This window comes from Pseudoalteromonas sp. Cn5-37 (assembly GCF_021532495.1).
Taxonomy (GTDB): domain Bacteria; phylum Pseudomonadota; class Gammaproteobacteria; order Enterobacterales; family Alteromonadaceae; genus Pseudoalteromonas; species Pseudoalteromonas simplex.
Window position 1 is genome coordinate 1 of the sequence record NZ_JAKGBA010000026.1, and the last position, 13,149, is coordinate 13,149.

The window sequence follows — 13,149 nt, forward strand, 5'->3', positions numbered from 1 at the left end:
TATGAAGTCACTCAGTTACATTTGAGACTCTAAATTTGTTTGCGTTACTTAGTAAACTAAGCTTCGCTGTTAGAACTCAATCTGTACGAGTGCCCACACAGATGATTGCTTTATATTGTTAAAGAACGTTTGAGACACTTTTGCGTCTCAAGGGCTGTACATTCTACGCAAGCCGTTATTTTTGTCAACACTTAATTTTGAGAAAAGTTTATTTTTTCAAAACTCAGTTTTACTTGACTCAACCAACTCGTCGTTTTGCTTTTTTGTAAGCAGTCCGCCGTGTCGGTAGATGCGCATTATAGGGATGCAGCGAATTAACGCAAGCACTTTTTTGAGAAAACTTTAAAAAAACTGCCTTTTGTATCCTTTTTAGTCTAAACACCACAAAAGAGAAACTTTATTAACGCTTCAGTAACTTTTTAACCGTATTTAAGGCCATAAAAGTACAAGACTCTAAAAACAAAAAGGCCCAGCAATATAGCTGGGCCTTTAAATAGTTTGCGTTTTTAGTTGTTAAGCAATGCCGTATTGATCACGGTATGCTTTTACTGCAGCTAAATGCTCATCCATTGTACCTTTGGCTTCTAGGTAACTAATTAAGTCAGCTAGTTTTACAATAGAGATAACTTTAGTGCCAAAGTCTCGCTCGACTTCTTGAATAGCAGATAACTCAGCTTTACCTTTCTCTTGGCGGTCAAGTGCAATTAAAACACCACTTAAGTCCGCACCATTATCTGCAATGATTTCCATAGACTCACGAATAGCTGTACCCGCAGTGATCACGTCATCGACTAACATGATCTTACCTTTAAGTTCAGAACCTACTAATGTACCACCTTCACCGTGTGCTTTTTTCTCTTTACGGTTAAAACAGTAAGGTACATCTTTGTTGTGATGATCAGCTAAAGCAACCGCTGTTGTTGTTGCGATTGGAATACCTTTATAAGCAGGGCCGAATAATACATCGTAATCAATGCCCGCATCTTCAAGTGCTGCAGCGTAAAAGCGACCCAAGCGTGCAAGGTCACGACCGGTATTAAATAAACCTGCATTGAAAAAGTAAGGACTAGTGCGGCCAGACTTTAAAGTAAACTCACCAAATTTAAGCACCTGCTTTTCAAGTGCGAATTCAATAAACTCTTTTTGATAATCTTTCATAACTAATAAACCTACTTATTTATTAAGCTAATGCTTGCTTTTGAACGTCGATAATTTCACGAATTGAATGTTTAGCTAATGTAAGTAGCTCATCAAGTTCGTCGAATGAGAAAGGTTCGCCTTCAGCTGTGCCTTGGATTTCGATGATTTTGCCAGTTTCGGTCAAGATCACGTTCATATCTGTTTCGGCTTCAGAATCTTCTAGGTACTCAAGGTCACTAATTGGTTGACCTTTATATACACCAACTGAAATTGCCGCAATCATATGCTTAAGTGGGTTTGAATTGATCATACCTTTACTACGCATGTAAGTAAGCGCATCAACTAATGCAACACATGCACCACTGATTGATGCCGTACGTGTACCGCCATCTGCTTGAATTACATCACAATCGATAGTAATGGTGTTTTCACCTAACGCCTTTAAGTCAACCGCAGCACGAAGTGCACGTGCGATTAAGCGTTGAATTTCCATAGTACGACCGCCTTGCTTACCGCGCGATGCTTCACGGCCATTACGAGTATGTGTTGAACGAGGTAACATACCGTATTCAGCCGTAACCCAACCTTTACCTTGGCCTTTCATAAAGCGTGGTACACCAGCTTCAACAGTTGCTGTACACAAAACTTTAGTATTTCCAAACTCTACTAATACTGAACCTTCAGCATGCATAGTGTAATTACGTGTGAATGTAACCGGTCTAATTTGGTTAGGTGTTCTTTCGCTTGGACGCATTAACGATCCCCTTAATTCTGAATTTGCCACATTATAAGTCGATGTGGTGCTAGATGCCATGTTCATTTACATAATTAACTGCATCAGAAAAGCACATTTCAGAAAATTTACGCTAGAGGTTAAAAGCTGATTCGGTATAATCAGTCAACTTTGTAAATTTAATAACACTAGGAAATCATCCATGATCCACAGCATGACAGCTTATGCGCGCCGCGAAATTAAAGGCGAATGGGGCACTGGCACTTGGGAAATTCGTTCAGTAAACCAACGTTACCTTGAAACTTTTATCCGCGCACCTGAGCAATTTCGTGGCATGGAACCGGTTATTCGTGAGCGTTTACGTAAACATTTACAACGCGGTAAAGTTGAAGTTTTCTTAAAGTTTGCTGCAAATCCAGCGCATGTTGGTGAGTTAACGATTAACGAATCACTCGCTGAACAATTAATTAAAAGCGCACAATGGGTGCAAAACCAAAGCAATGGTGACATCAACCCAGTTGATATTTTACGTTGGCCTGGCGTGATGGAAGCCGAAGAGCTCGATATGGATAGCGTAAACACTGCGCTAATTGCAGGCTTCGATGAAGTGATTGAAGATTTTAAACAAGCTCGCGGCGATGAAGGCGCAAACTTACAAGAAATGATTGCAACTCGCCTTGATGCTATTTTAGAGCAAGTAACTATTGTTGAAGGCCACTTACCAGAAATTGCTAAATGGCAGCGCGAAAAACTAAACCAAAAGCTAGAAGAACTAAAAACAGACATCGATGAGTCTCGTCTTGAGCAAGAGCTTATTTACCTTGCACAAAAGCAAGATGTTGCTGAAGAACTAGATCGCTTAAAGTCACATGTTAAAGAAACCAAAAAAATCTTAACTAAAGGCGGCGCATGTGGCCGACGCCTAGACTTTATGATGCAAGAGTTTAACCGTGAAGCAAACACATTAGCGTCAAAGTCTATCAACAGTGACATCACAAACGCTGCGGTAGAACTAAAAGTGTTAATCGAGCAAATGCGCGAACAGATCCAGAATATTGAATAAGCACGCTTTACAGTTTTTTATAAGACCCAGCACCTGCTGGGTCTTTGTTTTTGAAAAGTCTAAAAGCAGGCAAACTTGAGCACTTTTAGCGAAATAAAGTACAATAGTTCAATTAAAGGCTTGGATTAGCGATAGTCCGAGCCTGTTTATTTTTTATTAGAGACAGATCATGGCGCAAACTCGCGGAAATTTATTTATCTTGTCAGCTCCATCAGGGGCTGGTAAATCAAGCTTAATTAGTGCTTTATTAGAGAAACACAGCGATATGAAAGTATCGGTTTCGCATACCACTCGCTCACCTCGTCCGGGTGAAGAAAACGGTGTGCACTATCACTTTGTTTCTGTTGATGAGTTCAAAGCGCTAATTGAGAAAAATGACTTTTTTGAATGGGCGCAAGTGTTTGATAACTACTATGGTACGTCTAAGCAAGCAATCGAAAGCCAACTTGAAGCAGGTATTGACGTATTTTTAGATATCGATTGGCAAGGTGCTCAGCAAATTCGCAAATTAGTTGATGATGTTGAGACTATCTTTATTCTTCCACCATCAAAAGAAGAACTTGAATCACGCTTAAATAACCGTGGTCAAGACTCTGCTGAGGTAATCGCAGGAAGAATGGCAAAAGCACAATCAGAAACATCACACTATAATGAGTATGATTATGTTGTTGTTAACGATGACTTTGATACTGCACTTACAGAAATCGAAACGATCGTTATGGCTAAACGTTTATCGTTAAAAAGCCAAACTGTGCGCCATCAGGCGTTATTAGAGAACTTACTTAAGTAATACTTTTTTAAGAATAAGATAAAAATTAACCACAAGCTATTGGCGAATTTAACTTGGTACAGTAAACTACGCCTTTGCTTAAGAATTTATTTGGAGTGCTAAGATGGCTCGCGTAACTGTTGAAGATGCAGTAGATGCAATTGGTAATCGTTTTGACTTAATTTTAGTTGCGGCTCGTCGTGCCCGCCAAATCGCGGTTGGTGGTAAAGATCCACTCGTTGATGCTGAAAATGACAAACCAACGGTTATTGCTTTACGTGAAATTGAGAAAGGGTTAGTAGATAGCTCTTCTATGGACTTAATTGATCGTGAAGAACAACAACATCAAGAAGCAGCAGAAATGGCTGCTGTGGCTGCTATCGTAGGTGGCAACCAGTAATCAAGCTCCCCGCTTTGATTTAGCTATACGGCTAGTATTTCTACACTAGCCGTTGGCAAGCCCTTCTTTTCATCGTATATTCTATTCATACCGTTACCGATTTACTTCATTTGCGCATTGGAGTGTGACTTTGTATCTATTCGAAGGCCTCAAAAAGAAAATATCCGAATACTTACCACCCGCTGAGATTGAGCTGGTACAAAAAGCATACGTGGTCGCTCGCGAAGCCCACGAAGGCCAAACACGCTCAAGTGGCGAGCCTTATATCACCCACCCTGTCGAAGTGACACAAATACTTGCCGGCATGCACTTAGACCACGAAACGCTGATGGCTGCCCTGATGCATGACGTGATTGAAGACACTGACTTTAGCCAACAAGACTTAGCTGAAATTTTTGGCGACACCGTTGCCGAGCTTGTTGAAGGGGTGAGTAAGCTAGATAAACTCAGCTTTAAAGATAAAAAAGAATTCCAAGCCGAAAACTACCGCAAAATGATCATGGCGATGACGCAAGATATTCGCGTGATCTTAATTAAATTGGCTGACCGTACTCACAACATGCGTACTTTAGGCGCACTGCGCCCTGACAAACGCCGTCGCATTGCCCGTGAAACCCTAGAGATTTACGCACCAATTGCGAACCGCCTTGGTATTCACGATATTAAAAATGAATTAGAAGATTTAGGCTTTCAAGCGTTATACCCGATGCGCCATCGCGCATTAAGATCAGAAGTAGTCAAAGCACGTGGTAACCGTAAAGAAGTTATCAGTAATATTAAAACTGAAATTGAAGCGCGTTTAGAAGAGTCTGGCATCGAAGCAACTATATCTGGCCGCGAAAAACACCTTTATAGCATTTACAAAAAAATGCTTAATAAAGAGCTGTCGTTTAACGAAGTGATGGATATCTACGCGTTTCGTATCAATGTTGATAATATGGATACCTGTTATCGCGTATTAGGTGTTGCGCATAACCTTTACAAGCCAATCGAAACTCGCTTTAAAGATTATATTGCTGTACCAAAAACTAACGGCTATCAGTCGCTTCATACCTCATTAGTTGGCCCTCATGGTATTCCTGTTGAGATTCAAATTCGTACCCACGATATGGATCATATGGCAGATAAAGGGGTCGCTGCTCACTGGATGTATAAAAAAGCCGGTGATAATGCAGGCCACACAGCACAACAACGTGCTCGCCAATGGATGCAAAGCTTACTGGAACTTCAGCAAAGCGCTGGTTCGTCTTTTGAGTTTGTTGAAAACGTTAAAACAGAGCTATTCCCTGAAGAGATCTATGTTTTCACGCCAGATGGCCGTATCGTTGAGCTACCCATGGGTGCGACAGCAGTCGACTTTGCTTATGCAGTTCATACTGATGTAGGTAATACCTGTGTGGGGGCACGCGTTAACCGTAAACCTCACCCACTCAGCAAAGCGCTTGATACAGGGCAAACGGTCGAAATCATCACCAGCTCTGGAGCACACCCTAATGCAACTTGGTTAAACTTCGTTGTAACAGGTAAAGCACGTTTAGGTATTCGCAATTACCTGAAGAGCCAACAGCATGAAGAAGCCATGCTGCTCGGTCGACGTTTACTAGACTCAGCACTTGGTGAAACCAAACTGGATGATATTCCAGATGAAAACATTCGCCGTGTACTTCAAGAGCATGAACTAAATACCGTCCTTGAGCTACTAGTAGAAATAGGCTCAGGTAATCTCATGAGTGTGCTAATTGCAAAACGCTTGATGCAAGTTGATGCAGACGACCTAGACGACCTAGCACAAAAAGCAAAAGCGACCATTATCGGTACTGAAGGCATGTTAGTTAATTACTCTAAATGCTGCCGCCCAGTCCCGGGTGATGCAATTACAGCTTATATAAGTCAAGGTAAAGGCCTTACGGTTCACCGCCAAGAATGTAAAAATATTCGTGGTTGGGAAAAAGAGCGCTCAAAATACCTCGTTGTAAAATGGGACGATAACCCAGAGAAAGAATATATTGCTGCCCTTCGTATTGAGATTATTAATCACCAAGGTGCGCTGGCTAAATTAACCAATGTTGTTGCCTCAACCCAAGCCAATATTGTTGAAATAGCGACTGACGAAAAAGAAAGTAATTTATACATGATAGATTTAGGCATCACGGTTAAAAACCGCGTTCATGTTGCTAACATTATGCGCCGCATTCGCGTTATGCCTGATGTGCAAAGAGTCTATCGTAAAAAGTAACAAGGATAATCATGAACAAATCTTTTATTTCTACTGATAATGCGCCTGCAGCTATCGGTACTTACAGCCAAGCAGTTAAAGTAGGCACGGCTGTTTATTTATCAGGTCAAATTCCACTTGTACCAGAAACAATGGAAGTGATCTCTGAAGACTTCACTGAGCAAACTCACCAAGTATTCAAAAACCTAACAGCTGTTTGCCAAGCTGCCGGCGGCCAAATTCAAGACATGGTGAAAGTAAATATCTTTCTAACTGACTTATCTAACTTTGCGATTGTCAACGAAGTAATGAGCCAGTACTTTAAGCAACCATACCCTGCACGCGCCGCAATTGGCGTACGTGCGTTACCAAAAGGTGTGCAAGTTGAGATTGACGGTATCATGGAGCTACCTTCAACAAACTAATCAGCCCTGCCAGCAACACAAAGTTGCTGGCACTTTTTTAGAAAAAGTTATTACTTCCCTCACCCGAAATTCTTGACTCATTAGCAAATCTCTAGCACTATGTTGTTATAACAAATAAAACCTTTAGCTAATGTAGTCAAAAAGGATCTCCACGTGTTTAAGCTCGCTCACAACGGCAACGTTTTATTAGATGTTCATGAAAACTCGCCTCCTAGTGCTGCGTTTATTATCGAAGCATTAGAAAAGTCACCATTTTGCGAATGCAGAGTGGATCATGAAGCTATCAATAAATTCTTCAAAAGTGACTCTAACGAGCGCATGCTTGTTGTTGCCTCAAAACATGATGCGAGCCTAGTTGTAACCCTAAGCGATGATAAAATGCTTGCTACAGGCGAACTTACTCTTGCTGAAGGCGGCAAAGTTATGACGCTTGATGAAGCTAAAAAGGAGCTTATCAGAGCGGGCGTTGCTCGCGGGTACAAACAAGCTTTCTTGGAACAGCTATTACAACAACAGTTTGAGTTACCAGCAGGAGAAGTCGCTAAAGGCGTGCTAGCAAAAGGTCGCTTACCTATCGATGGCCAACCATCAAAACTAGTTTCTCAAGTTGAAACGCTCAAAGATCGCTTAAAAAAACCCAAATTGCGTGAAGATGGTACTGTCGATATGCGTGATTTTGGCAAGCTTGCCAGTGTCGAACCCGGCGTATTACTTATCAAGCAAATCCCTGCGACTCCGGGTAAAGAAGGCTTTACTGTTACCGGTGATGTATTACCAGCCAAGCCTGGTGAAAGTAATACTCTAGTTGCTGGTGAAGGTACCGAAATATCTAAAAATAATCCGCTTGAACTTATTTCAGCCATTGCAGGTGTTCCAGTAGATATCGCGAATGGCATGCGTGTTGATGATATTTTTACCATTGCCGATGTCAACGTAAAAACCGGCCATGTAGATTTTGAAGGTAGCGTCATTGTAACTCATAATGTTGAGCCGGGAATGCGTATTAATGCCAAAGGCGATATAACAGTTATGGGCACTGTAGAGTCTGGTCATTTATCTGCAGCTGGTGATATCACCATAAAACAAGGCGTAATTGGCCACCAACTCGAAGATAAAAAGTTATCATGTAATATCATCAGCCAAGGTGACATTCACTTATCACATGGTCAATACAGCTACCTTGAAGCAAACAATATCCTCATCGACCGTCAAGCCAGCCATTGTGTAATGAAAGCCACTAAATTGTTGCAAGTCGGCCAAGAAGATAACCCCCAAGGAAAACTATTTGGCGGTGAAATTTTAGATGCTCAAATAGTTATTGCTGGCGAAATTGGCAATGAATCAGGCGCGAAGATGGTGATTAACTTAGCGGCTTCAGGTGCTGATGTAACAGCACAAACAGACCAATGCTTCAAAGATTTAGCACAAACAGATTCGCAACTTGATACCTTACAAGCGGCTATCGAAAAAGCGGATTTAGTAAAAGATGCAGAAAAGAAAAAAACTCTTCTGGCCAAAATAGGGGCCACACAAATGCACTATTGCGAGCAAGCTGAAATGCTTGAGAAAAAACTATCAAGTTTAGAGCATCATTTGCATGATTTACTTGAAGATGCGCAATTAGTCGTTAACAAAACATTGCACTCAGGGGTAGAAATACATATTTTTGAAAAAGTGCTACGTACAAACCGTAAGTACCCCCCTTGCAAGGTTAAGCTTGAAGAGAACAAGGTTGAGGTGGAGTTTAAAACCAGTTAATAAAAAAGAGGCTTTAAGCCTCTTTTTACCAGGGTCATTAATCTTAACTTAGAGAATTCCTTCCACTTGCTGTTTTAGCTGTTCAGGCCAAACACCAACTTGTACTTGCCCGATATGCTGTTTTTGTAACAGCAACATAGCGAGTCGTGATTGACCAATCCCACCACCAATTGTTTGCGGGAACTGCTTCGCAAGTAGCTGTTTATGCCAATCAAACTCTAAACGAGCTTGGTCGCCTGTAATCGCTAATTGAGTAGCTAATGCATCAGGACTTACACGAATGCCCATTGAAGAGATTTCAAAGGCATCTTCTAGCACCGGGTTCCAAACTAAAATATCACCGTTTAAGCCTGCAAATTTACTGCAGGTTTGGGTTGACCAATCGTCATAATCCGGTGCTCGTACGTCATGAATTTTGCCATCGGCAAGTGTGCCGCCTATACCAATTAAAAATACCGCACCGTATTCTTGTGCTACCGCTTTTTCACGTTGTTTTGCAGTAAAGTCAGGATACATCTGACGTAACTGTTCACTGTGTACAAAGGTGATTTGCTCTGGCAAAAATGGCTTTAAACCAAACTCGCTTGATACAAAGCGTTCAGTTGCTTTAATAGCCTGATAAAGTGATGTTACGGTTTCTTTTAGCTTGTCTAAGGTGCGCTCAGTACTCTCGCAAATTACTTTTTCCCAATCCCATTGGTCAACATACACCGAGTGAATTGGGCTTAAAGACTCTTCATCTGGGCGAAGCGCCTTCATATGCGTATAGAGCCCCTCACCTACCGAAAAATCGTAATCAGCCAAGGTTTTGCGTTTCCATTTAGCTAAAGAGTGCACGACTTCAAATTGGCTACCCGGAATTGTTTTCACTGCTACCGATACAGCATTTTCAGTACCGCTTAAGTTATCTTGAATACCATCGCCTACTTTTGCCAAGATCGGCGCTTGTACCTCAACTAATCCTAATTGTTGTTCTAATTGGCTTGAAAAAAACTGTTTTACTTTACTAATTTGCTGCTGTTGCTGCAGGTAGTGTGAACTCATAATAATTGGCCTCATTCCCAGTTATTGTTACTTGCTTGATTAGAGAAACCCGCTGCTTGGCCCCTCCTGTTAAAACAATCCTCAACTAAACAAAGATAATTTTCAATAACCCGCAATAAAAAGAACTTAACATTGAAATTTTCATAAAAATAATGCTATAAATTTTACTGATTCAATAATTAACACTAATAAATACCATGGAAAATTATCAAATCGATAATCTCGATAAAAACATCCTTAATGCTTTAATGGAAAATGCGCGAACAGCGTATGCAGAACTTGCTAAACGCTTTGCAGTAAGTGCCGGAACTATTCATGTTCGAGTCGAAAAGATGAAACAAGCGGGAATTATTACAGGCACCCAAGTCAGTATTGATGCCAAACAGCTTGGTTACGATGTTTGCTGTTTTATTGGTATTAACCTCAACAATGCCCGTGATTACCCACAAACGTTACTGCATTTAAAAGAGCTAGAAGAAGTCGTAGAAGCCTATTACACCACGGGTAATTACAGTATATTTATCAAAGTGATGGCACGCTCAATTGATCATCTACAAGATGTGTTAATTAACAAAATACAAGCCATCGAAGCTATTCAATCAACAGAAACGCTGATCTCATTACAAAACCCAATTAGCCGTGCTGTTGTTCCCTAGGGTATAATCAGCGCCAATTAGAATCCGTCAACGAGCACACAACTATGGATACAACTCGCTTTGAGCGTGTTAAGCGCGTATTAGATCGCCGCCAAACGGACCTAACGGTTTGTTTAGAAGAGGTACATAAGCATCATAATTTATCGGCCATTGCCCGCACAGCTGACGCGACAGGCTGCCATCATGTTCATGCTGTATGGCCAGAGAATCAAAAATGGTTAACTAACAATACTTCAGGTGGTAGTAAAAACTGGCTCGAAACTCACTTGCATCGCAATATCGATGAAGCCGTAGCCATGATGCGTGCGCAAAATCCTGATGTACAAATTTTAGCAACTCACCTCAGCGACGACGCAGTCGACTTTCGTGAAATTGATTACACCAAACCGACAGCTGTTATTGTTGGTCAAGAACGAGATGGTATTTCGCCGCGTGCCCTCGCTCATGCTGATAAAAACATCATCATCCCAATGCAAGGAATGGTGCAATCTCTTAATGTATCTGTTGCAGCGGCACTTATTTTATTTGAAGCACAGCGCCAACGTGAAGAAGCAGGTCTTTATAACCGCGATATGCTTGATGCGAAAGTTAAGCATCGTATTTTGTTTGAAGGCTGTCACCCTATCATTGCTGAACAATGCCGCGAAAAAGAGCTGCCGTACCCTGAGCTGGATGAAAATGGTGAAATTGTTGCTGATGAAACGTTCTGGAACATTTTAAAACACACGCAACCGCTTGAAGCCACTAACGAGTGCAAGTAAACTGAAAAACAGTCTACTAATTAATAATTTGAGTCACCTTTGAGTCATCCTAGCTTAGCGTTATACCCAATTACAGAATTAAAAGGCGTCGGCCCAAAAATGGCCGAGCGCCTTGCTAAGCTAAATATTCATACGGTACAAGACATGCTGTTTCATTTGCCTCATCGCTATGAAGACCGCACCCGCATTCACCCAATTTGCGAACTCCAACCGCATAGCCATGTTAGTGTTGAAGCCACTATTGAAACCAGCCAAATTACTTTTGGAAAAAGGCGCATGCTGGTTTGCCAAGTAAATGATGGCACGGGCCGTTTAACGCTCAGGTTTTTTAACTTTAGCGCGGCTCAAAAAAATGCCTTAAGTGCAGGTAAAATCATTCGTTGCTTTGGTGAGATCCGCCGTGGCAGAGTTGGCTTTGAAATGACACATCCGGAATACAGCTTATCGGATACCCTTTCTGAGCAACCAACGAACACCACGCTTACGCCGGTTTATCCTGTTACCGAAGGGCTAAAACAGTTATCCATTCGTGCACTAAGCGATCAAGCACTTGCACTATTAACTAAATACCCTGTCGAAGAGTTACTGCCAGAACAGTTTCAGCCAACCGGAATGCGTTTAGCCGATGCTCTAATGACCTTACATCGCCCACAAAACGATGTTGATTTAACTGCTCTTGAACAGGGTATGCATCCTGCTCAGCAACGGCTAGTGTTTGAAGAGTTGCTTGCGCAAAACTTAAGCCTTTTAAAGCTGCGCCAAAAAGGGCAAACGGTAAAAGCGGTTGCTTTAAAGCCGCAAAACCAACTTGAGCAACAGTTTTTAGCTAATTTAGCCTTTAGCCCAACCAACGCACAAAGTCGTGTTGTGGCAGAAATCAAAGGTGACTTACAACACCCGTTTCCGATGATGCGTCTAGTACAAGGCGATGTCGGCTCTGGTAAAACCTTAGTCGCAGCGCTCAGTGCGCTCAGTGCTATCAGCGAAGGCTATCAAGTAGCGCTAATGGCACCAACAGAGATTTTATCAGAGCAACATGGCATCAACTTTAGCCAATGGTTTAATCAACTCGGTGTTGAAGTTGCCTGGTTAGGTGGCAAAAGTAAAGGTAAAGAGCGCACAGCAACTTTGGAAAAAATCGCCTCTGGGGAAGCACAAATGATTGTTGGCACCCATGCATTATTCCAAGAACAGGTTGAGTTTAACAATCTCGTTTTAATTATTATTGATGAGCAACACCGCTTTGGTGTTCATCAGCGTTTATCACTGCGTGAAAAAGGTCGCTTTGGTGATTGCTACCCACACCAATTAGTGATGACTGCAACCCCTATCCCGCGAACCTTAGCAATGACAGCCTACGCTGACTTAGAAACCTCAGTGATTGATGAGTTACCACCCGGTAGAACGCCTATCACAACGGTGGCGATTCCAGATGCACGCCGAGACGAAATCATTCAACGTGTTAGAACAGCATGCTCAGAGCAAGGTCGTCAAGTGTATTGGGTTTGCACCCTGATTGATGAATCTGAAGTACTGCAATGCCAAGCCGCCGAGGATAGCGCCGAGCAATTAAAAGCAGCACTGCCAGAGCTAAACGTTGGCTTGGTGCATGGCCGGATGAAAGCCGCCGAAAAGCAAGCCATTATGAGTGAGTTTAAAGCAGGTAATATTCATGTACTGGTTGCCACAACCGTGATTGAAGTGGGTGTTGATGTGCCTAATGCGAGCCTTATTATTATTGAAAACCCTGAACGGTTAGGGCTTGCACAACTTCACCAGCTACGCGGCCGTGTTGGTCGTGGGGCAACGGCATCACACTGTGTTTTACTTTATCATGCGCCATTATCAGCTACAGCGCAAAAACGCTTAGGTGTGCTGCGTGAAAGTAATGATGGCTTTGTGATTGCTGAGCGAGATCTAGAAATCCGTGGCCCAGGTGAAGTACTTGGTACCAAACAAACAGGCTTAGCTGAATTTAAAATCGCCGACCTAAACCGCGATAAACAAACACTTAATCATGTCAGACCCATCGCTTTCAAAATATTGAATGACTACCCAGAACTTACCGATAAATTGATTCAACGCTGGCTTGCAGGCAAATCAAACTACGCACAAGCTTAAAGCTAACTTCAGTATAATTTTGTTGTTCAACAAAAAAAAGCCCAGCTAATTAGCTGGGCTCACA

General features: G+C 42.0%; 12 protein-coding genes. 9 read left to right on the forward strand and 3 right to left on the reverse strand.

Features of this window, described 5'->3' with window-relative positions; genetic code table 11:
• Positions 1 to 513 precede the first annotated feature (513 nt).
• Positions 514 to 1,158, reverse strand: coding sequence for an orotate phosphoribosyltransferase (gene pyrE, locus L1266_RS18415; protein ID WP_063699763.1), 645 nt, complete (start codon positions 1,156 to 1,158; stop codon positions 514 to 516).
• A 22-nt stretch (positions 1,159 to 1,180) separates the two neighbouring features.
• Positions 1,181 to 1,894, reverse strand: coding sequence for a ribonuclease PH (gene rph, locus L1266_RS18420; protein WP_054554228.1), 714 nt, complete (start codon positions 1,892 to 1,894; stop codon positions 1,181 to 1,183).
• A gap of 181 nt (positions 1,895 to 2,075) precedes the next feature.
• Between rph and L1266_RS18425 the strand changes: the two genes are divergently transcribed.
• The 6 genes from L1266_RS18425 to L1266_RS18450 all read left to right on the forward strand — a co-directional run bounded on the left by L1266_RS18425 (position 2,076) and on the right by L1266_RS18450 (position 8,503).
• Entirely contained in the window at positions 2,076 to 2,936 is an 861-nt protein-coding gene (locus L1266_RS18425; protein WP_138601109.1) for a YicC/YloC family endoribonuclease, read from the forward strand.
• Positions 2,937 to 3,105: 169 nt separating this feature from the next.
• Positions 3,106 to 3,726, forward strand: coding sequence for a guanylate kinase (gmk, locus tag L1266_RS18430; protein WP_054554226.1), 621 nt, complete (start codon positions 3,106 to 3,108; stop codon positions 3,724 to 3,726).
• Between the two features lie 103 nt (positions 3,727 to 3,829).
• The gene (rpoZ, locus tag L1266_RS18435; RefSeq protein ID WP_054554225.1) at positions 3,830 to 4,105 is read left to right on the forward strand and encodes a DNA-directed RNA polymerase subunit omega; all 276 of its coding nucleotides are present in this window, start codon (positions 3,830 to 3,832) and stop codon (positions 4,103 to 4,105) included.
• 130 nt (positions 4,106 to 4,235) lie between these two features.
• On the forward strand, positions 4,236 to 6,341 hold the full coding sequence (spoT, locus tag L1266_RS18440) for a bifunctional GTP diphosphokinase/guanosine-3',5'-bis pyrophosphate 3'-pyrophosphohydrolase (RefSeq protein ID WP_138601110.1): 2,106 nt from the start codon (positions 4,236 to 4,238) through the stop codon (positions 6,339 to 6,341).
• An 11-nt stretch (positions 6,342 to 6,352) separates the two neighbouring features.
• Positions 6,353 to 6,745, forward strand: coding sequence for a RidA family protein (locus L1266_RS18445; RefSeq protein ID WP_054554223.1), 393 nt, complete (start codon positions 6,353 to 6,355; stop codon positions 6,743 to 6,745).
• A 153-nt stretch (positions 6,746 to 6,898) separates the two neighbouring features.
• A complete protein-coding gene (locus L1266_RS18450; RefSeq protein WP_054554222.1) occupies positions 6,899 to 8,503 on the forward strand; it encodes a DUF342 domain-containing protein in 1,605 nt (534 codons plus the stop codon).
• Between the two features lie 48 nt (positions 8,504 to 8,551).
• Here L1266_RS18450 and asnA read toward each other — a convergent pair whose 3' ends face one another.
• The gene (gene asnA, locus L1266_RS18455; protein ID WP_138601112.1) at positions 8,552 to 9,547 is read right to left on the reverse strand and encodes an aspartate--ammonia ligase; all 996 of its coding nucleotides are present in this window, start codon (positions 9,545 to 9,547) and stop codon (positions 8,552 to 8,554) included.
• Between the two features lie 197 nt (positions 9,548 to 9,744).
• Here asnA and asnC point away from each other — a divergent pair, with 197 nt between their 5' ends.
• The 3 genes from asnC to recG are packed head-to-tail and all read left to right on the forward strand — an operon-like array spanning position 9,745 to position 13,085.
• Positions 9,745 to 10,203 carry a transcriptional regulator AsnC gene (asnC, locus tag L1266_RS18460; RefSeq protein ID WP_054554220.1) on the forward strand — a complete coding sequence of 153 codons (459 nt, stop codon included), beginning with the start codon at positions 9,745 to 9,747 and terminating at the stop codon, positions 10,201 to 10,203.
• 44 nt (positions 10,204 to 10,247) lie between these two features.
• On the forward strand, positions 10,248 to 10,964 hold the full coding sequence (gene trmH / locus L1266_RS18465) for a tRNA (guanosine(18)-2'-O)-methyltransferase TrmH (protein ID WP_054554219.1): 717 nt from the start codon (positions 10,248 to 10,250) through the stop codon (positions 10,962 to 10,964).
• A 39-nt stretch (positions 10,965 to 11,003) separates the two neighbouring features.
• A complete protein-coding gene (gene recG, locus L1266_RS18470; protein ID WP_138601114.1) occupies positions 11,004 to 13,085 on the forward strand; it encodes an ATP-dependent DNA helicase RecG in 2,082 nt (693 codons plus the stop codon).
• The last annotated feature ends 64 nt before the right edge of the window (positions 13,086 to 13,149 follow it).

What these genes read in the sequence shown, in the direction of transcription:
- rpoZ (WP_054554225.1), top strand. Translation starts at nt 3,830, where the DNA reads ATGGCTCGCGTAACTGTTGAAGATGCAGTAGATGCAATTGGTAATCGT.
- trmH (WP_054554219.1), top strand. Translation starts at nt 10,248, where the DNA reads ATGGATACAACTCGCTTTGAGCGTGTTAAGCGCGTATTAGATCGCCGC.
- gmk (WP_054554226.1), top strand. Translation starts at nt 3,106, where the DNA reads ATGGCGCAAACTCGCGGAAATTTATTTATCTTGTCAGCTCCATCAGGG.
- asnA (WP_138601112.1), bottom strand. Translation starts at nt 9,547, where the DNA reads ATGAGTTCACACTACCTGCAGCAACAGCAGCAAATTAGTAAAGTAAAA.
- asnC (WP_054554220.1), top strand. Translation starts at nt 9,745, where the DNA reads ATGGAAAATTATCAAATCGATAATCTCGATAAAAACATCCTTAATGCT.
- pyrE (WP_063699763.1), bottom strand. Translation starts at nt 1,158, where the DNA reads ATGAAAGATTATCAAAAAGAGTTTATTGAATTCGCACTTGAAAAGCAG.
- L1266_RS18445 (WP_054554223.1), top strand. Translation starts at nt 6,353, where the DNA reads ATGAACAAATCTTTTATTTCTACTGATAATGCGCCTGCAGCTATCGGT.
- L1266_RS18425 (WP_138601109.1), top strand. Translation starts at nt 2,076, where the DNA reads ATGATCCACAGCATGACAGCTTATGCGCGCCGCGAAATTAAAGGCGAA.
- rph (WP_054554228.1), bottom strand. Translation starts at nt 1,894, where the DNA reads ATGCGTCCAAGCGAAAGAACACCTAACCAAATTAGACCGGTTACATTC.